Here is a 19,080-nt window from a genome sequence, read left to right as displayed (position 1 = left end):
CGACGCCCGCAATAAAACACTGCAACGCCTTGGCGTTGTGCCCGTATTTCTATGACTGGGCTGAAGCCTATGCTGTGTCGAATTTTGCTTGCCAATGATTACCCACTGGTCCGTGCCGGTATCAGGGCATTGCTGGAGAAAAAGCCGGAATACCAAGTGATCGCTGAAGCCAGCGACGGCCTGAGTGCTATCGAACAGGCTTCGCGCCTGCTGCCGGAAATCGTCCTGCTGGACCTGGCCCTGGAGCGCCTGGCCTGCATCGAGACGCTCAAGACCTTGTCCCTGAGTTCGCCCAACAGTCGGGTGCTGATGCTGTCGATGTACACCGACAGCACCTTTGTCATGCAATGCCTGCAAGCCGGTGCCCAGGGCTACCTGCTCAGGAGCGCCAGCGTGGTGGAGCTGGAACTGGCCCTGCAAGCCCTCAGCCAGCAAGGCCAGTACCTGTCATCGGCGGTGGTGCCGCTGGTGATCAACCACGCCATCAAGCACCACCATGAACCCAGCCTCAAGGCGCCGAGCAAGGTGCTCACGGCGCGCCAACTGGAAATCCTGCGTTTGATCGCCCGAGGCGAAAGCACGCGCAACATCGCCCTGGGGCTGGGTTTGAGTGTGAAGACGGTGGAGGCCCACCGTTCGCAGATGATGCACCGCCTACGTATTCACGACATCGCCGGGCTGGTGATGTTTGCCGTGCGCAAGGGCATTGTGCAGCTCAATGACTAGCCGGGGCGGGCGGGTCGGGGACCCGTCCGCCGGCGTGTTTCAAGGCAGGTGTACGTCGTTGCCGTAAGGCGTTTGCAGGTCCCGCTCGGGGATTTCCCAGACAATCAGCTTGGGTGGCGTCTGCTTGAATGCCGGGCTGTCGAAGTAGGCTTTGGCGGCCCCGGAGAACTCGCCGCCGTCCTTGGCGAAGTTGCCCATGGGGGCGCCGAGGGCCAGTTCGAGGAAGCCGAGGAAGTTCGAATTGCGCGAGAACGAGGTGCCGATCACCGCGGTGTTCGGCAGGTTGCTGTCGCCGAACAGGTCGTCGAGGCTCTCTGCATCACCACTGGTTTCCACGGCGCGGGCCTTGACCTCGGAAGCAGCGACGTCTTCCCCGGCAGGTTGCAAGCCCAGGGGCAGCCAGTCGATCCCCGCCAGGCGCACCAGGTCCCCGGGACGGCGGGCGCTGGCATGCTGGGTCAGGTCGAAGGCCTGCTGCGGCGTCGGGCTGAACTTCAACTCGGCCACCGCCTGGGCGATGCGTTGGGCACCGGCCTTGGCCCCGGCTTCGCTCCAGTGGGTGTCGGTGCGCAGGTAGGCCTGTGCTGCCAGGGGTTGCAGGGCCGGCGCCAGGTCCACACTCGGTACGCCGGCGCCGCGCAGCAGGCTCAGCCACTGCTCGGTGCGTGGTGCCAGTTGTGCCGGTCGGGACAGTGCGCAGAGTTCGGACGCGGCGATCCGGCTCTTGTCCGGCACCACCGCCACCAGCAGTTGAATGCCGCGCTTGGCCAAGCCTTGTTGCAGCTCGATCACCGCCTGGGCCTTGGCTTGGGCGTTGTTCTCGGCATGCCGGTTCAGGCGCAGCTCATCGGTGAGGAACAGCCAGCCTGGGCAGCCCTGGCGTACCCGTGGGCCGAGGTCTTCGAAGACCAGCCAGCTGCCGCCCCGTTCCAGGTCGGCGACCTGCTTGGGCAGCGGCGCGTCGGACAGCTCCTTGGCAAAGCGATGGGTCACGTCGCCGTGCAGCAGCATGTCCTGGGTCACCACCTTGGGCACGAATTCGATCGGTCCCTTGATCATCAGCCACAGGCACGACAGCAGCCCGCCAGCGAGGAACAGGGCGAAGATCACGCCGGCCAGCGGACTGACGCGCAGCGCCAGGTCGGAGGGCGGCGTGGGCGCGGTAGACGGAGATTGCGTTGGCTTGGTCATCAGAACTGAAAGTACAGAAAGGGCACGGCTTCACGGCTGGCGATCAGAGCGAACGACAGGAGGAAACCAGCCACAGGCCAAAGGGCCGCTGACAGCGCGAACAGCGGGTTGTCGGCGAAGCGTCTTTCACAACGGGTTTGCAGCAGCGGGGCGAGGATGCACACCACCCCCAGCAACGCGGCCAGGCCGTGTACCGGGCGCAGGGTCACCGCCAGGGCGTCGCCCAGGGCGAAGCCGTGCTGGCCGAACTGGCCGCCGTACATGCTCAGGGCCGTGGCGAAGTCCGGCGAGCGGAACAGGGTCCAGGCCAGGCACACGAACAGCAGGGTCGCGGTGTGGCTGGCCCACAGCGGAATGCTCGGCAGGCTGGAGCGCGACCAGGCGCGGTCGACGCACAGGGCGATGCCGTGGGCCGAACCCCAGAGCAAGTAGTTCCAGCTGTCGCCACCGTGCCACAGGCCGGCGATGGCCATGGTCAGGAACAGGTTGCGGTAGGTCTTCCAGGTGCCTTTGCGGTTGCCGCCCAGGGCGATGTACAGGTAGTCCCGCAGCCAACTGGACAACGACAGGTGCCAGCGCCGCCAGAAGTCCTGGATGCTGTAGGCCAGGTACGGCCGGTTGAAGTTTTCCGGGAAGTGGAAGCCCAGCATCAGGCCCAGGCCGATGGCCATGGCGCTGTAGCCGGCGAAGTCGAAGAACAGTTGCAGGGAGTAGGCCAGGCAACCGATCCAGGCATCGACGAAGGACGGGTTTTCCAGGTGGAAGGCCACATCCACCAGGGGCGACAGGGTGTCGGCCACCAGCACCTTCATGCACATGCCGATCATGAAGCGGCGGGCACCGAGGGCGAAGTTCTGCCAGTTGAAATAGCGTTGGTTGAGCTCGCGCCGCACCCAGTCATAACGAATGATCGGGCCGGCAATGGAGTGGCCGAACATCGAAATGTACGTGGCGTAGTTGATGAAGCTGCGCTCCACCGGCACCACGTGGCGATGCACGTCCACCAGGTAGGAAATCGCCTGCAGGACAATGAACGACAGCCCCGCTGGCAACGCCACCCGCTGCCATTCCAGGGGCATGGCGCCGTAGTAGGTGATCAGGTCGCTCCAGGTCCCGGCGAGAATGTTGGCGTACTTGTACCAGCACAACACCGCGGTATTGATCACGATCAGCGCCACCAGCAGGCGCATGCGACCTTTGCCGTCCTCCCGGGAGCGATCCACCAGCAACCCGCCGACCCAGGCCAGCAAGGTCAGGACCATGTGCAGGAACAGGAACAACGGGCTCAGCCAGCCGTAGAACAACCAGCTGCCGATCAGCAGAATGACGTTGCGCCAGGCCGGCCGTGCCACTGCATAGATCAGCAGGAAGGCCGGCAGGAACAGCGTCAGGAACTCCAGGGAGGCGAAGACCATGGGGGCGAAGTATTCCGATCAGTTGGCGACGGCGTCGGCGACGCTCAGGAGGTGTGGACCGCTCGCTCCGGGCACCAGCAGCAAGCTGTAGCGCTTGTTGGCTTCCAGGGCGCCGAGTTCCAAGGGCGCGCCGACGTTGGCGCCGCCACAGACCAGCTGCACGGCCAGGGCCGGGCGCGGGTTGAATTCCTGGCGCTTGGGGTTGCCCTCCGGGGCTTTCTGGAACAGGTCGGCATCACGTCCGGCCAGGTTGACCTTGGCCTCCTTGCAGCTCGGGTCGGCGTTGAACAGCGCCAGGGAGGCCTTGAGCTGGTTGGGTATGTCGAACGGCTCGTTGACCACCAGTTGGCGGATGCCCTGGGCGTCGTCGCTCAAGGCGAACACCGTGGCGAAGTCGCCGGCGGCGACTTGCACGTTCAGGGGCACGCTCTTGCCGTCGCGGCTCAGGCTGCCTTTGACCGGTTGGCCGCCGGGCACCGGGATAAAGTCGGTGGCCGCTTTACCGGCCTCCAGCTTCAAGGTCGCCTTGGAACCTTCCGGGGCCAGCTCCAGGGGGCTGGCCGAGACGTTGACGAAGCGCAGGTAGGCCGAGTCCTGGGACGGGCCGGTGGGGTAGAGGGCAATCTGCGCCCCCAGGGCGGCGCCGCTCAGCGCCAGGGCGGCCAGGCCGCCGGTCAGCAGCAGGGCGCGGCTCACTTCTTCGCCCCTTTCACGGCGTCTGCCGGGAGTTGGCCCAAGGCGCTGCCGATGGCACCGGCCCAGGATTTGTAGCCGGCGATGGTGAAGTGCTGGCCGTCGGAGGTGATCCATTGGCCCGGTTTGGAGAACTTGGTGGAGTCCACGTAGGTGCACGGCGCGACCATGTTGGCCAGGGTGCTGGCGACCAATTGGGTGCGCACCTGGTTCTTGCCGTACTGGTTTTCATTGGTGTTGCTGCCGTTGGCCTTGCCCCATGCCGGGCCGACCCACACGCACTTGGTGCCGGTGTCGGCGATCTGCTTGGTCAGGGCGGTGACGCTCTGGTAGGCCCAGACTTTCGGGAACGGCGTGGTTTTATAGGACGCCAGGGTGTCGCCGATGATCAGTACCACCAGGTCGGGTTTGTCCTTGGCGATCACGTCTTTGATCGGCTGGGTGTCCATGGTGCCGCGGCTCTGGATCTTGATCTTCTCGCCCGGTTCACGGGTGGCGCCACAGTCGAGCTTGAGCTTGGGGGTGACCCAGTCCGCCGCGTTGGCGCCACAGGCGCCGATGGCATGGACCTGGGCACCTTGCTGGGTCAGTTCGTCGTACAGCGGGTTCATCAGTGAGTCAGGGAAGCTCATGTGGCTCTCGCCAATCACAAGTAGGGTCAGACCTGCCAATACAGAAGAAGCCATGAATCATTCCTCGTTAAATCAATTCGAATAGGGGGAGCCGAAGGGGCTGACCGGGAGGTTCATCGGGCCGGTCATGTCCTCGAAGGTGTAGCGCAGGTACAGACCGCCGGCGTACTGGGTGTAGTCGCTGGCATTATCCACACCCAGGCTGGCGCCGAGGAAAAAGTTGGGTCGAACCTTGAACTCGCCGGCGGCGTTGAAACTGTAGCCGATGCCGGTTTTGCTCGAGCCTTTGTATTCGCCCAGGCTTGCGTTGCCGGCCCGGTCCTGCAGCACGTTGTCGTCCGGGAAGGCTTCGACGCTGTCTTGGCCGATGTACTGCACGCCCACCGAGCTCTTCAGGCGGTAGCTGAACCGATCGGTACGTTGCGCCCAACTGATGGGCACGCCGATGGCGAAAAACTTCTGCGGGCTGAAGTAGCCACCGTGGCCGTAGGTGTAGTAGCCCTGGTTCTCCGAGTAGCTCAGGGCCGAGCCGCTGACACCGAGGGTCAGGGTGCTGTCTTCGGCGTTGCGCAGGTACCAGTAGATACCGCTGCCCAGCTCCGCACGGTTGTTGGACTCAACGTTGTTGCCCAGCAGTTTGTGCGCCGAGGCATAGCCGTAGACGCCCATTTCCTGGTCGTCGTAGCTCAGCTCGCCACGCGCACCGTTGGCGGTGACGCCGCCCCATTTGACGCCTGTGCGTGGATCGCGGGAGCCGGCGAAGGAGGTCAGGCTGTCGGTGACCGAGCGCCGCGAGACATTGATGCCCCAGCGGTAGTCGGTGTCGCCCTCGAACGGCCGGTTGAGTTTGACCCCGCCGATGGGCGTGCTGTAGGTGAAGCCCACCGGGCTGACCCCGGCATCGGCTTCCAGGCCCTGTTCCTTGTCCTTGTAGGCCACGGCAAAGCCGACGCCGGTGTCGGTCTGGCGATCACTGAAGGTGCGCTGATTGCTCGGCCGAAGGGTGCCGTCGCTATTGAGGGCACTGGTGCCGAAGCGGTTGCTGGTGTCAGCGCTGATGCTGCCCGACGACAACCACACGGGTGTAATGCGCAGGGCCATGCTGGCGCTGTCTTCACCCAGGGGCAGACCAAGCTCGAACGGGGTTTCGATATCCGTCAGCTTGCCCAGGCCTTTTTCGCTGTTGTTGTTACGCACGGTAAAGCCCTGATTCACGTAACCGCTGCGGTCGGCGGCGATTTCGTTGAGGACTTTCTGCGCCGGGCTCTGGTAGCTCGAGGTGCGGCTTTCCGGGGCGTAGATGTCTTCGCCCAGGGCCATGCCTTTGCTGCCGGCCGGGTAGTTGGAGGCCAGCAGCGGCACCTGCTCGTCGCTGGCGCGGGTCTTGCCACGGCTGCGCTCGCTGGGCGAAGTCGATACCGGTGGCGGGATCAGGCTGGCGGTGGTCAGGGCCGTGGCTTGCTTGCGTTGGCCCGGCAGGCCGACGAAGGGGTTGAACGGCTTGGGCGCGGCATTGGCGGCGGGCGCCGGGTTGCTTGCCACTTGCTGGCTGCTCTCGATCTCCAGGGCCTTGCGCAGCAGTTTGCTGGCTTCGCCGGTCTTGCCCATGCTGCGGTAGATGCGCGCAGAGTGGGTCAGGGTCTGGGGTTCGCCGGGCTCCAGGGCCAGGGCCTTTTTCACCGATTTTTCTGCCAGGCCGTAGTCCCGGCCTTGAATGCCGATGTCTGCCAGGCCCAGGTACAGGCGGGCATTGCTCGGGTCGCCCTTGAGCAAGGGCGCGTAGAGTTGCTGGGCCTTTTCCAGGTTGCCGCTGGCGGCGTACATGCGCGCCAGAGAGGTCACGCCCTGGGCGTCGTTGGGGCGCTGGGCCAAGGCCGGGGAGAGCATGTCGTAGGCGGCCACCAGGTCGTTCTTTTCCCGCAACTGGTCGGCCTGCTTGACCCGGTACAGGTACACCAGGTCGGCGTAGCGCTTGGTGGCGCTGTCGTCCATGGCCTGGCCTTGCAAGTCCCGCAGGATGTCGCTGGCTTCGGTGTCCTGGTCGGCCTTGAGCAGCACCCCGGCATACAGCAGCTTGAGGTTGGCGTCGGGGGCGGTTTCCTGGTCCAGCAGGTCGCGCATCAGGTTCACGGCCTGCTGCGGGTTGCCGGCTTCGGCGTAGGCCGAGGCCAGCACTGCGACACGCTCGGGCTTGTTGCGGGTCAACGGCGAGGCGTTTTCCAGCAGGGCCCAGGCTTCCTGGCGCTGGCCGCGACGGGCCATTTCCACGGCCTGTTCGGTCTGCACGTGGAGGCGGATGTCCAGGTCCATTTCATTCATGTCGGGGCTGCGCTGGGCCGGCGGGATTTTCGCCAGGGCGCGTTGGGCCTTGGTCCATTCCCCCAGCTCTGCCGACAGCAGGGTGCTGGCGTACAGCGCGTCCGACGAGTCGGGTTGCTGCTTGAGCTGTTCGTCGATCAAGTCACGAGCGGTCTGGGCCTGACCGGAGCGCAGGTAGACCCGGGCCAGGCCGAAGCGCGTCCAGGGGTTTTTCGGGTCGTCGGCCAGGGCCTCTTTATAGGCCTTCTGCGCGGCGGGCAGGTCGCCACGGCGCTCGGCGATCTTCGCCACCTGGGTGGCACGCAGGGCGCGGATGTGCACGCTGGGTGCCAGGCGTGCCTGTTCGGCGGCCGGCAGGGAGTCGATCAGGCGCAGGGCCTCATCCGACTTGTTGGCCTGGGACAGCACGTTGATCAGCCCGCTGAGGGCATCGGCGTAGTCCGGGGTTTTTGCCAGGACCTTGCGGTAGCCGGCTTCGGCGGCGTCCAGTTGACCCATGCGCGCCTGCAGCCCGGCCAAGGCCGTGGGGCCGGCAGGGTTCTGCGGGTTCTTGGCGATGGCCTTGTCCACCGAGTCCCGGGCTTCGCTGTAGCGGCCGGCCCGTTGGGCGGTGTCGGCAGCGCCCAGGAGGATCCAGTAACGCACGTCTTCCAGGGCCGTGCGCCATTGCCCGCCACCGGGCAGCTGGGTGGCTTGCACCAGGTAGTTCTCGGCTTCCGGCAGGCGGTTCTGCTGTTGACGCAGCACGCCCATGCCGCCCAGGGCATCGAAGTCCCGGGGCTGATCGGTGAGGCGCGCCTGCAGTTCCTGCTCGGCGGTGACCAGGTCACCGGCGTCCAGGGCCTTGAGGCCACGGGCCACATGAGGGTCGCGTTGCCAGCCCGGGCCGTTACGGCCCTGGGCGATGCCTTTGTCCATCAGCGCGCGGATCTCGGTGTCATCCGGGTGCGCCTGCAGGTATTGCTGGAACAACGACACCTGGTCACGGGAGGGCGGGCCCAGCCATTGCAGGGCGAAGCGCCAGGTTTCGTCGGCGTTGCCGCCGATGTCCGGGTTGTGCGAGAGCTTGGCCAGGGCCTGGATGCCTTCGGGCCGGCTGTCCGGGTTCCGCGCCAGGTGCAGAGCCAGGAACAGCGCCAGGATCGAATCGTCCGGGCGTTGCTTGGCCAGGCGTTCGAGGCCGACCCGGGCTTCGGGCCAGCCACCGGTGGCGAAGCCCAGGGTGTTGTAGTACTCGCGGGCAATCAGCCCTTGGGGCGGATGGCCGTCGAGCAGTTGCTTGTACACGGCCACGGCCTTGTCGCGCTCGTCGGCGTCGCTCAATTCTCGCGCCTGCTCCAGCAGCGCCTGTTTTTCCGGCGAGCTGAGGGCGATGTCTTGCTGCAATTGCAGGGCCTGCAACGGCAGCGGCTTGAGGGCCTGCAGGCGGCTCAGGTAAGCCTGGGCCTCGGCGATGTTCTTCTGCTGGACCTTGATCAGCCCGAGGCCGTAGAGGGCATCGGGTTGCTCGGGGGCCATGTTCAGCAGCTTGCTCCAGGCCTCAGCGGCGCGGTCCGGATGCTCCTTGGCCTGCCAGTAGTAACCTTGCTGGATCAGCAGGGCCTGGGGGTCGCCGGCTTCGGCGGCGAAGCTGCCATTGGCGGCGATCGCCGCCCAGACAGCCAGGGCTAGGGTTTGCTTGCGCATGTGGCCTCCCACGACAATTTAACCGTTCCATCGGTGTTGAACTGGTAGCGGTTTTCGCTCCAGCCAAGGGAGAACAGACTGAGCATCACATGGTAGTACTGATGCAGGCTGTAGGCCGGGTTGCTCTTGTCGAGGTAATTGGCGATCGACTGATTGACGATGGCCTGTTGCTGATCGGCGGCCTGGGTCAGCCCCTTGGCACGCAGCAGCGGTACCACGGCCGCGGAAAAACCGTAGAAGCCGTTGCCGTCGATGGCGCGGGTCAGCACGTGCACCTTCTCGGGTGGCACGCCTGCCGCCACGGTGGCCTTGGCCATGCCGTCCAGGCCTTCAAGCAGGCCCTTGGTCAGCGGGTCGGCGGCGGGGGTCATGCCGGCCCAGAGGTAGGTACGAATCGCGTCGTAGCTGCCCAGGTCGCTGGTGAACGGGTCGGCGCCGAAGCGGCCCTTGTTGGCGCCCGTGCCGCGATAGCCGATCCAGTCCGGGACGAAACCGTAGGGGTTCATGCCCTTGTCGGCGATCATCTTCGCGGTACTGTTGGCCACTTCTTTCCATGGGCTGTCGGGGCTTTCCCGGGTGAAGCGGCGCATCAGCGGGATCGGCATGTAGCTGGCGTTGAAGCGCCACAGCTGGTCCGGGTGCTCGTAACCCACCGGCCCTGGCAGCAGCATCTTGCCCAGGCCCGGGATGTTCTTGACCAGGGTCTTTTCGACGTTGCTCAGGATCAGGTGCGCGTCGGCCCGGTACTCGGGCTTCTTCCACAGGCGGTCGGCTTCCAGCAGGGCGTAGGCGAACCACAGGTCGGCGTCACTGGCGGAGTTCTTGTCGAGGATGCCCCAGGCGCCCTCGGCGTTGGCGCCCCACAGCCAGCCCGGCAGGTTCTGGGCGATGTTGGCCCCGGCCATGTTGGACTTGGTCCAGCGCCAAAGGCGCTCGAAGGTCTGCGGGTCGTTGGCCACCAGGGCGAAGAACATGCCGTAGGACTGGCCTTCGGAGCTGCTCTGGTCGGGGTTCATGCTGGAGCCGAGCATGCGTCCGTCGTCCTGCACGAAGCGTTGTACATAGTCTTGCCACAGCGGCCAGGTCTGGGCGCTGCAGGAAGCTGCCTGGGCAGCGCCGGGCAGCAGCAACGCCAGCGCGGTAAGCACCGGCGCGGCTTTACGCCAGGGCAACTGCCGAAAACGCGAGAGACGTGGGGTCATGATTCTGTGTTCCATCAAGAAAGACGTTTTTTTAGCGCGGCTGCGCAGGCCCAGGTAAATCAGGCAGCTGACCATGGCCAGGCCCAGCACAGTCACCAGCAGCATCCACTGCGGGTTCTGCGAGAGCAGCCATTGCACCCGCTTGAACAGGCCCAGGTCACCGACGTAGTACTGGTCTTCAGCGACCAGGGAGGTGATCTGCTGGTCCTTGATGACGGCCAGGCTGCCCTGGATAGTGTCCTTGAATTGGTCACCGCCAATCAGCGCTGTCGTCGCGTCGGCCAAGGCCTCGGGTTTGCCGGCGGCAATCACCACCACGCTGCGCCCGGACTTGAGCGGCGACTCGAAGCCGGTCAGGTAGGTGCTGCTGTTGGCACCGGTGTAGGTCACTTGCAGCTGAGGTTTGCGTTGGTTGGCACTTGGATCGGTGCTCAGCCAGTTGCGCACACGCAGGGTCAGGTCAGACAGCGAGAAGCGATGGTTGTCGCCGTTGTTGACGGCCGGCAGGCGATCGGCCCACTCCTTCAACAGCGGCTGGTTGTCGCCCGAGGACAGCACCAGCAGGTCGCGGTCGGCCACGCTCTGCACGTCTTTGGCGCTGACCACTTTGACCGCGGCGGCCGGGTAGCCGCTGGCCTGGCCGAAGCGGCCGAGCACGGTCAGGTAGGCGCTCCATTCCGCCGGGCCGCTGCCGTCCGGCAGGACCACGGCGCTCTGCGACAGGTCGGCCATGCGGGTGAACGGGAAGCCGCTGTCGTTGAACACGCCGAGGTTGGGCAGGGCGATGTAGTGGTTGTAGGCGCTGAGGTCCAGGCTCGATTCCGGGTCGATCATGCCGCGCATGTTGTCGATGATGATGTCCTGGCATTCGCCCTGTTTGACGTAGTCGAACATAAAGCGGAAATGCAGCTGGGACTGCGGCGTGGCCGTGCCCAGGGGAATCAGCGCGGTGGCCTCGCGTGGCAGGCTGGCGTCCTTCTTGAGCATCTCCAGCAGGTTGTCGCCGCCCTTGAGGTTGGTCACCGAGGGCAGGGGCATGGACTTGACGAAGGTGTCGTTGAAGCTGATCAGCAGCGACGAGTTGGTCGAGACCTGTTGCGGGGTGTAGCGGTACTTGAGGGTCAGCGGCACCCCGGATTCACGCCAGTTGAACAGGTCTGGCGGCAGGTTCAGCGGCACCGTGATGTTGCCCGGGTTGTAGCCCGAGACATTGAGCTTGCCGGCCTCGATCAATTCGCCGATTTTCACCGGGCGATTGGTCGGCAGCCAGTTGGGCGCGTCGTACGGCTGGCGCGGGCTGATCGGGTCGAGCTTGTCGATGACCACGCTGGAGCCGTCCAGGGCCTTGCCGCCCACGGCCACGGCCTGGGCCGCGATTTTGATTTCGGCGTCATCACGGCCGCTGACGATCAGCAATTTGCCGTGGGCGTCCCGGGGGTTGCTCACCAGGGTCAGGGTCGGGCCCTTGGCTGCCGGCACTTGGATGCCGTCCAGTTGCACGGCTTCCTTGGCGTTGACCAGAACGATGCCGTTACCTTCCTTCGGCAACTGGCCGAGGCTGGTGGGGAAGGTGGCGCCACGGTAGGCGGCGAGGGCGCCGATCCACGACGACAGGGCGCCGGCGGCTTCCAGGTTGGCCTGGCTCGGGGTGCTGGCGAAGACCACCGGCAGGTCGACCTGGCGCGAGTCGCGGCGATCGAAGAACGGCAGCGGCAGGATCGACAGGTCGTCCTTGAGTTGCAGCTGGGCCACCTGGATCTTCAATTCACTGCTGTTGTTGATCTTGGCCCACAGGCTGCTGTGCTGCGGGTCTTCGCAACCCATGTTGTAGTGGCCGATGAACTGCAGGCGCAGGCGGTTGAACTCGGTGATCAACTGCGGCGGGATCTGCACCAGTTGCTGCTGGGGCGTGCCGGCACCGTCCTTGGGCAGGGCCAGGCTGGCGGCCACTTCGTCGTTGACCATGACGTTGATCTGCGACAGCTCGGCCAGCAGGGCCGGCGAATAGCTGTAGTTGAGCAACAGCTGGGCACCGGTCACCACCTGGTCGGCGCGGATGCCGAAGCTGACGCTGTCCGAGGCTTCGGTGCCTTGCAGGTTCATGGTGTCGCGCCGGCCCAACTGCTTGAGGGTCAGGCTGTATTCATTGCTGCCCACGGTCACTGGCGGCTGTTCCGCCGGGGCTATGGCCGGGGCGACTGTGGCCGCGACAGGCGTGACGGCGGTTTCGGCCCAGGCCATGGGCGTCAGGCTGCCCAGGCACAGGACGGACGAAGCCACGAGCAGGAAAGGCCGGCGGTTGTTGCGCGGTTCGGTGCTGGCGAATGAGATCGGCATCATGACTTGTCCATAAGAGGTTCGAGCGGTTGCGAGGAGGTTTTGGCGGCGCTGCGCTGGCGTTTGTGGATCAGCGCGGCCTTGAACAGGCCCATGATGCCCACCAGGCCGATGGCGCTGACTTCACGCAGGGCGGAGAGCGGCGTATCGAGCTTGCCGTTGCCCCAACTGGCGGCCCAGGTGTCGGCCCGCGAGAAGGTCAGGCGCACCAGTTCGCTTTGTTCGCGCAGGGTCAGCGGGTCGAACTGGGCCCCGATAAAAGGCCCGTTGCTGAACACCACGGTGGTGTTGAAATCACTGGTCTTGGCGTTGCGGAACAGCGACACCCGAATCCGCTCGCCGCGGGCGATGCTCACCCCGTCCGGCAGCTTCAGGCCCAGCCCGCTTTGCGAGAAGTCCTGGGTTTCGCCGAGCACTTCGCTGCCGTCGGCACGGGTCACCTTGACCGGCAATGCGGCGCGAACCCGTGGCTCGGCGCGCACTTGGCGGGTTTCCGAGGCCACCGCGACCGCGGCGCTGGTGATGATCAGGTTGTACACCGTCCAGGCCAGGTTGATCAGCACCGTGGTGGCGGTGCTCGGGTCGCCCCAGATCAACTGGTGGATACCGAAGCACAGGCCAGTGAGGTTCAGGGCCAGGATCACGATATAGGGGCGGGCGAGCTTCCAGTCGAAGAACTCGCGGTCGATGATGCCGCCCTTGTCGGTGACGTTGAAGCCGCCGAACTTGGGGTTGATCAGGGCCATCAGCACCGGCGGCATGATGTACCAGGCCAGCACCGTCTCGTACACCTCGTTCCAGAACGAGTGGCGGAAGCGCCCCTGGATCTTCGAGTTGGTCATGCTGGCGTGGAACAAGTGCGGCAGCACATAGGCGGTGATCATCAGCGCCGAGGCGTGGAAGATTTCAGCACCGAAAATCAGGTACGCCAGGGGCGCGGTGAGGAACACCAGGCGCGGCAAGCCATAGAAGAAGTGCAGCATGGCGTTGGCGTAGCAGATGCGCTGGCCGAGGATCAGGCCCTTGCCGGTCAGCGGGTTGTCGGTGCGGAAGATCTGCGCCATGCCCCGGGCCCAGCGAATCCGCTGGGCGATGTGCCGCGACAGGCTTTCAGTGGCCAGGCCGGCCGCCTGGGGGATGGCCAGGTAAGCGGTGTTGTAGCCGGCGCGGTTGAGCTTGAGCGCGGTGTGGGCGTCTTCGGTCACGGTCTCCACGGCCACGCCGCCGATCTCTTCCAGGGTGGTGCGGCGCAGGATGGCGCAGGACCCACAGAAGAAGGTGGCGTTCCACAGGTCGTTGCCGTCCTGCACCAGGCCGTAGAACAGCTCGCCCTCGTTGGGCACGGCGCGGAAGGTGTTGAGGTTTTTCTCGAATGGGTCCGGGGAGAAGAAGTAGTGCGGCGTTTGCAGCATCGCCAGCTTCGGATCCTTGAGGAACCAGCCCATGCCGATCTGCAGGAAGGAGCGGGTGGGCACGTGGTCGGCGTCGAACATGGCGATGTATTCGCCGTCGGTGACCTTGAGTGCGGCGTTGAGGTTACCCGCCTTGGCATGGTGGTTGTTGTCGCGGGTGATGTAGTTGACGCCGATGCGCTGGCAGAAGTCGCGGAACTCGTCACGGCGACCGTCGTCGAGCACATGGACCCGTAGCTTGTCCTTGGGCCAGTCCATTGCCTGGGCGGCGAAGATGCTCAGTTTGACGATGCTCAGGGCTTCGTTATAGGTGGGGATGAACACGTCCACCGTGGGCCAGGTGTTCGGCTCGCCTTCCAGCAACGCCGGGCGGCGGTGCAGGGGCCAGGCCGTCTGCACATAGCCGAAGACCAGCACCACCAGGGCGTAGAACTCCGCCAGCACCAGGCCATAGCCGAAGAAGGCGTCGAGCCAGGTGTCGAAACCCAGGGTCGAGGTCAGGCGCCAGTACATGTAGCGCAGCGACGCGATCAGCGACAGCACGATCAGCGCGAGAATCGGCAGGCGCCCCGGCAGGCGCTTGATCAGCAGGGCCGAGCCGAAGCACAGCAGGGCGAAGAAGCACTGGCTGTACAGGTCCAGCGGTGCGCTGATGGTGCTGATCAGCAGCAGCCCGGCAATCACCGAGCTGACAATGATCAGCGCCTGGCGCACCGGCTTGGGCCACTGGTTGATGCGGGCCAGCCAGGCGTTCACACGCACTTCGGTACGCCCCTGGATGTGGGGCGTGAGGTTGGGGTCACCGGTCATGATGGAATGGACTCTTCCGTGTCTTGCAGCATGAGCAGTTCGCTAAGCGATCCTGCGATATCGAGGATCTCTTGGCAGCCTCGGGTACTTGGGGTGTGCGCCAGCGGGTTGCGTTCGTAGGCCAGTGCCTCGCTGATGAAATGATCCTGGTGGACCACCCCCAGCAATTGGTTGCCGGCTCTTTTCTTCAACACTTCGGACATGTCGACGCTGAACGCGCGGCCATCGTCCAATTGGTTGATCACGTAATGGCACTGCGGTGGAGTGTCTTTTTGCAGGTAGGGTGCCAGCAGCCGGTCCATCTGGTTGAGGCTGGTGTAGGACGCGGCGTCGGGCAAGGCCACGATCAGCACCTGGTCGGCGATTTCCAGGGCTTGGCTCAGGTACGGCGTGGCGCCGGGCGGGGTGTCGATGATCACGGTGTCGTGTTCGCCCAGGCCCATGGCACTCAGATGGCGACCCAGCCAGTAAGGGTCGGCTTCCATGTTCTGTTCCAGGCTGCGCCGCTGCTGTTCAGTGGCCACGCCATAGGGCAGGCACTGGCTGCGGGCAAAACCGCTGTGGGCGATGGCGCGCCAGGTGCTGGCGTTGTCGTTGGCCTGGATCAGCCCTGGCTGGTCAGCGCTGACGCCCAGGTGCAGGCACAGGGCATTTTGTGGGTCGAGGTCGACCGCCAGGGTCTGGCCGCCGCTGCGCTTCAGGGCACTGGCCAGGGCACCGGACAGGGTGGTCTTGCCCACGCCGCCTTTGCTCGAGACCACGGCGATGACCTTGGCCTTGAGTATCGGACGTAGATGGGAAGTGGGGGACGACTGGCTGGTTTCACGCTTGTGCATGACTTCCGCCAACAGGCTGCCCAGGGCCGTGCTTGACGCGGCTGCCACCGGGGCTGCAATGGGCTCGGAAACTACCAGGGTCAGGTGCGCCGGTGCCGGCTCGACTGGGGTGGCGACCGGCTGCGGGGTGCTGGCTTGGGCTACCGCGACCACCAGCGGCTCGGGCGGCTTGACCGCGACCGGAGGCTCTTCGATGTAGTCGTAGGTGTGCTCGATTTCTCTATAACTGTCCGCGCTGGCCCCGAACCGGCTAAACAGGTTCGTAATATCGTCCGAACGATGCATGTGATTATCCCTTGGGGTCTTGAGCAGGTTTCGTCAAAAAGAAGGGACAAATGTTTGCCCGAACGCACGCGTCCTTGTCTTTTGGTATTGCTGGTTCCATTGATGGCAATGTAATACCGTCATTATTCTGTTGTCTATTTGATTTTCTTTCAGTGGTGTTCTTTTTTTGACGTTATTTTGGCGCCTAGAATTCCCAAAACCTTTGGCTTTGCCTATATAGCCTTGAAAGCATTGATCTAAAGCGCTTGGTCGGTGGCGCTGGCGGTCGTATTGTGCCGTGAATCGTTCGTCGGAAGTTGATTTGGATCCAATCTATCGGGAGCGATCGACGCCGGAAAATGCAGTTTTCGACCCATCCTCTGATATCGGCGGCGTTTTGGCGTTGTTTAGGCGATGCCCTGATAGGCGCGCAGAAGGCATCTTCTTTGAGGCACTCTGTGTCAATCGCGACACTTTTTTATACGCATTTGTGCCGAACGGCGGGTGTGGCTCAATCCAAAGCATGGCGCAGTGCTGTGGCAGGACGCTGACAATGGCCAAGTGCTGGTTACTTGGCGTGATGACTTCCCATTATAGAGAGCCTTGATGAAGACACTGTGGAGAATGGCGCTGTTCGTCGCCTTGGCATTCAACCTGGCAGCCCCGAGCCAGGCGCGGTCGCAGACTGAGGCGGTGGCGGGGGTCTTTGACTATTACCTGCTGAGCCTGTCGTGGTCGCCGACCTTCTGTTTGAGCCAGCCGCAAAACCCCCAGTGCCTGGGCAAGGGGTATGGGTTTGTCCTGCATGGCCTGTGGCCGCAATACGCCGCCGGTGGCTGGCCCCAGTCCTGCCCGCCCTTAACCGGGTTGAGCCGAGAGGCGCGAGCCAAAGGTTTGACGTTGTTCCCCACCGCTCGTTTGTTGCAGCACGAATGGAAAAAGCACGGCACTTGCAGCGGCCTGACGCCCCTGGATTACCTGGAGGTCACCGACAAAGCCTTGGCGGTGGTGCAGATCCCCGAGGCGTTGCAGCCGTCCGACCAGGTGCGTTACCTGGAGGCCCGTGAAGTGGTGCGGTTGTTCCGTCAAAGCAACCCGCAACTGGCCGAGAATGGCCTGGCCGTGGTGTGTCGCGGGCCTGAGCTTTCCGAGGTGCGTGTGTGCCTGACCCGCGACCTGGAGTTTGGCCCGTGCGGCCGTGGTGTGAAAAACCAGTGCCGCAGCGGTCCGATTCGCTTGCCGCCAGTGCGTTGACGGTTGCCTTGAGCCTGGGTGAGGCGTGTCGGCGATGGCGTCGTTGGCTGGGGCGCCATCATCGACAAGGTAGCGCCTAAAGACTGGCGCTGGCCGGGCAGGGCATAGGTGAGGGGGTGTGCCTGTCCGGAGTGAGGTCCAGCAGTGCCTGCAGGCGTTCCACGGTGGTTGGCAGGCAGCCTTGCATCGGTGCGCGCAATTCATCGCCGATCAGGCCCTGGAGTGCCAGGGCACTTTTCACCACCGCCGGGTTGGGTTCGCTGAACAGGTGCCGAATCAGCGGCAGCAGTTCGAAGAAGGTGGCCCGCGCCGCACTCAGTTGCTGGGCCTCGACCTGGTGCTGCAAACGCACGAACAGCGCCGGGCTGACCTGGGCCGAGGCGGCAATCGCGCCAGTGGCCCCCAGGCACAAGGCGTTGAACACCTGTTGGTCTTCACCGCACAGCACGTCCACGTCGCCACTGGCCAGCAGCGCCAGGGTGTTGTCCAGATTGCCCCCGCAGTCCTTGATTGCCACGATCCGTGGGTGACGCACGATGTTCAGCAGGGTGCTGATGTGGAACGTGGTGCCGGTGCGATACGGAATGTCATAGAGAATCAGCGGCACGCTGGAGGCGTCGGCCACGGTCGTGAAGAAGGTTTCCAGGGCGGCCTGGGAGGGCCGGATGTAATAGGGTGCCGGCACCAACAGCCCGGCCACCGGGCGTTCGAGGATGGCGCGCTGCATGGCCAGCAGGTCGTCCAGGTGGTTGCCGGCCAGGCCCATCACCACTTGCCGGGGTGGCGCCAGCTCCAGCACGGCGTCGAGCACTGCCAATTGTTCGGCCTTGCTCAGGGCGGCGGCCTCGCCGGTGGTGCCGCAGACCACCAACCCGGCCACGCCGCTGTCCAGCAGGTGCGCGGTCAGGCGCCGGAGCGCGGGAAAGTCGATGGCGCCCGCACTGAACGGCGTGACGATAGGGACCCAGATACCTTGAAACGATGACATGCGTATTCTCCTGAAGGTTGACCGTTTGGGTCGCCGCCAGAAGAGAAGAGGGAGGTCAGCAGGGGGGAAGGGTGTCCGTCGCGCTGGTGGTCCTGTCAGCTCATCTGACGGGACACAGCGCCCCGATCACATGAGCGACTGTTTCTTCGATTTAGAGGTGCAAGCCACGCGAACCCGGGCCTTGGCAATCAAGCCAATGGCGCAAAGGTCAAGGTCGCGAACGAAGGTCATAAAGGCCGGCACACTCGGAAATCAGGCGCACAGTTTTAAAAGTCGGCGGCGATTTTGTCAATCGCGAAATACCGAGAATGCCGCGCCCATGCGCCCATTGTGTTTGGCCTGGTACAGCAGCCGATCAACCTGCTCGACAAAGCCCAGGGCCGAGCCGTCGGCGGTGGCCTCCGTGGTGCCTACGCCGAGGCTCAGGGTCAGCAGGTTGGAGACGCTTGAGGCTTCATGGGTGATTTGTTGTTGGCGAATCAGGTGCAGGCATTTGTCCGCCACCTGGCGCGCGGCCTCGCCATCGGTTTCCGGCAGCAGCCAGACAAACTCTTCACCGCCGATGCGGGCGATAAAGTCCCGGGGCCGATTGGCCGCCTGTGCCAGCGTCTGGGCCACGCGGCGCAGGCAGTCGTCGCCCTGGATATGGCCGTAGCGGTCGTTGTACTGCTTGAAATAATCGATATCCAGCATGATCAGGCTCAGCGGCAGGCCGGTGCGTTGGGCGCTGGTCCATTCGCGCGCCAGCACGGTGTCGAACATGCGTCGGTTGGCGATGCCGGTCAGACCGTCCTGGAAGGAATACTCCTCCAGCTGTTTCTGCAGGCGCAGCAGATGTTCCTCGGTCTTCTTGCGTTCGCTGATATCGAACATGAAGCCGATCAGCGCCTGCACCTCGCCGTCCTTGCGCTCCACGTGCACCACATCGCGAATCCACACGTAGTCGCCGTCCCGGGTCAGGGCCCGGTAGTCGGCTTCGTGGTCGATGCCGGCCCGGGACTGGGACACGCAGAACTCCACCACATAGTCGCGATCGTCCGGGTGCATGCGCTCCACCCAGTCATTGACCCCGAGCCAGCTGTCCTGGGGCCAGCCCAGCAGGCGTTCGATCTGTGGGCCGATGTAGCTGAAGGTCATGGTCTTCCAGTCGATGCGCCAGGGAATCGCCTGTGTGGACTCCAGCAGGGTCTTGTAGACATCGCTGTCGGGTTCGGCAGTAGGAATGGCGGAGCTCATGACGGTCGGGGCCTCGGCGCGAAAAAAAACAGCCGCAGCATGGCGGCGATGCGCCGGGCGAATCAAGGCCTATTGCCAG

Annotated in this window: 12 protein-coding genes and 1 pseudogene; 2 read left to right on the top strand and 11 right to left on the bottom strand. The window is 64.4% G+C overall.

All coding sequences use genetic code 11. The annotated features are described in order from the left end of the window. The first annotated feature begins 69 nt into the window (after positions 1–69). Positions 70–726: a response regulator gene (locus tag M1B35_RS01190; protein WP_123332316.1), complete on the top strand. Its 657-nt coding sequence runs from the start codon at positions 70–72 to the stop codon at positions 724–726. A gap of 39 nt (positions 727–765) precedes the next feature. Here the strand turns inward: M1B35_RS01190 and M1B35_RS01185 are convergent, their stop codons facing one another. From M1B35_RS01185 to bcsQ, 9 genes and pseudogenes are all read right to left on the bottom strand, one after another. After that, positions 766–1,917 (bottom strand): alginate O-acetyltransferase AlgX-related protein, encoded by a 1,152-nt coding sequence (locus M1B35_RS01185; protein ID WP_268260986.1) that lies wholly within the window; start codon positions 1,915–1,917, stop codon positions 766–768. Then, on the bottom strand, positions 1,917–3,332 hold the full coding sequence (locus M1B35_RS01180; protein ID WP_268260985.1) for an MBOAT family O-acyltransferase: 1,416 nt from the start codon (positions 3,330–3,332) through the stop codon (positions 1,917–1,919). The genes M1B35_RS01185 and M1B35_RS01180 overlap by 1 nt, the downstream gene beginning before the upstream one ends. An 18-nt stretch (positions 3,333–3,350) precedes the next feature. Then, positions 3,351–4,028, bottom strand: a complete 678-nt coding sequence (locus M1B35_RS01175) for a cell division protein FtsQ (RefSeq protein ID WP_123332322.1) — start codon at positions 4,026–4,028, stop codon at positions 3,351–3,353. Beyond that, complete coding sequence (locus M1B35_RS01170) at positions 4,025–4,711, bottom strand: SGNH/GDSL hydrolase family protein (RefSeq protein ID WP_123332324.1); 687 nt, start codon at positions 4,709–4,711, stop codon at positions 4,025–4,027. Before M1B35_RS01170 ends, M1B35_RS01175 begins: the two co-directional genes overlap by 4 nt. Before the next feature lie 18 nt (positions 4,712–4,729). Beyond that, positions 4,730–8,662 carry a cellulose biosynthesis protein BcsC gene (locus M1B35_RS01165; protein WP_268260984.1) on the bottom strand — a complete coding sequence of 1,311 codons (3,933 nt, stop codon included), beginning with the start codon at positions 8,660–8,662 and terminating at the stop codon, positions 4,730–4,732. Further along, positions 8,644–9,864, bottom strand: coding sequence for a cellulose synthase complex periplasmic endoglucanase BcsZ (gene bcsZ, locus M1B35_RS01160; protein ID WP_123332328.1), 1,221 nt, complete (start codon positions 9,862–9,864; stop codon positions 8,644–8,646). Before bcsZ ends, M1B35_RS01165 begins: the two co-directional genes overlap by 19 nt. A gap of 27 nt (positions 9,865–9,891) precedes the next feature. Next, positions 9,892–12,105 (bottom strand): annotated as a pseudogene (bcsB, locus tag M1B35_RS01155) (cellulose biosynthesis cyclic di-GMP-binding regulatory protein BcsB); the annotation flags it as partial. Between the two features lie 95 nt (positions 12,106–12,200). Beyond that, the gene (bcsA, locus tag M1B35_RS01150; protein WP_268260983.1) at positions 12,201–14,423 is read right to left on the bottom strand and encodes a UDP-forming cellulose synthase catalytic subunit; all 2,223 of its coding nucleotides are present in this window, start codon (positions 14,421–14,423) and stop codon (positions 12,201–12,203) included. Beyond that, complete coding sequence (gene bcsQ / locus M1B35_RS01145; RefSeq protein WP_123332333.1) at positions 14,420–15,544, bottom strand: cellulose biosynthesis protein BcsQ; 1,125 nt, start codon at positions 15,542–15,544, stop codon at positions 14,420–14,422. Before bcsQ ends, bcsA begins: the two co-directional genes overlap by 4 nt. A gap of 585 nt (positions 15,545–16,129) precedes the next feature. On the opposite strand from bcsQ, the gene M1B35_RS01140 reads away from it, so the two are divergent. Further along, positions 16,130–16,777, top strand: coding sequence for a ribonuclease T2 family protein (locus tag M1B35_RS01140; RefSeq protein ID WP_123332335.1), 648 nt, complete (start codon positions 16,130–16,132; stop codon positions 16,775–16,777). 76 nt (positions 16,778–16,853) lie between these two features. Here M1B35_RS01140 and dapA read toward each other — a convergent pair whose 3' ends face one another. Both dapA and M1B35_RS01130 read right to left on the bottom strand, forming a co-directional pair. Further along, positions 16,854–17,765, bottom strand: coding sequence for a 4-hydroxy-tetrahydrodipicolinate synthase (dapA, locus tag M1B35_RS01135; RefSeq protein WP_268260982.1), 912 nt, complete (start codon positions 17,763–17,765; stop codon positions 16,854–16,856). 288 nt (positions 17,766–18,053) lie between these two features. Next, entirely contained in the window at positions 18,054–19,001 is a 948-nt protein-coding gene (locus M1B35_RS01130; RefSeq protein ID WP_268260981.1) for a sensor domain-containing diguanylate cyclase, read from the bottom strand. Between the last annotated feature and the right edge of the window lie 79 nt (positions 19,002–19,080).

Origin of the sequence: Pseudomonas morbosilactucae, assembly GCF_023241665.1 — a bacterium.
GTDB lineage: Bacteria > Pseudomonadota > Gammaproteobacteria > Pseudomonadales > Pseudomonadaceae > Aquipseudomonas > Aquipseudomonas morbosilactucae.
The sequence above is the reverse complement of the archived record's forward strand: the minus strand, read 5'-3'. Positions and strand labels throughout refer to the sequence as shown.

Bases quoted from the DNA above. Each gene is read 5' to 3' on its own strand.
- M1B35_RS01190 (WP_123332316.1), top strand. From the start codon at position 70: ATGCTGTGTCGAATTTTGCTTGCCAATGATTACCCACTGGTCCGTGCC.
- M1B35_RS01185 (WP_268260986.1), bottom strand. From the start codon at position 1,917: ATGACCAAGCCAACGCAATCTCCGTCTACCGCGCCCACGCCGCCCTCC.
- M1B35_RS01180 (WP_268260985.1), bottom strand. From the start codon at position 3,332: ATGGTCTTCGCCTCCCTGGAGTTCCTGACGCTGTTCCTGCCGGCCTTC.
- M1B35_RS01170 (WP_123332324.1), bottom strand. From the start codon at position 4,711: ATGGCTTCTTCTGTATTGGCAGGTCTGACCCTACTTGTGATTGGCGAG.
- M1B35_RS01165 (WP_268260984.1), bottom strand. From the start codon at position 8,662: ATGCGCAAGCAAACCCTAGCCCTGGCTGTCTGGGCGGCGATCGCCGCC.
- bcsZ (WP_123332328.1), bottom strand. From the start codon at position 9,864: ATGACCCCACGTCTCTCGCGTTTTCGGCAGTTGCCCTGGCGTAAAGCC.
- bcsA (WP_268260983.1), bottom strand. From the start codon at position 14,423: ATGACCGGTGACCCCAACCTCACGCCCCACATCCAGGGGCGTACCGAA.
- bcsQ (WP_123332333.1), bottom strand. From the start codon at position 15,544: ATGCATCGTTCGGACGATATTACGAACCTGTTTAGCCGGTTCGGGGCC.
- M1B35_RS01140 (WP_123332335.1), top strand. From the start codon at position 16,130: ATGAAGACACTGTGGAGAATGGCGCTGTTCGTCGCCTTGGCATTCAAC.
- dapA (WP_268260982.1), bottom strand. From the start codon at position 17,765: ATGTCATCGTTTCAAGGTATCTGGGTCCCTATCGTCACGCCGTTCAGT.
- M1B35_RS01130 (WP_268260981.1), bottom strand. From the start codon at position 19,001: ATGAGCTCCGCCATTCCTACTGCCGAACCCGACAGCGATGTCTACAAG.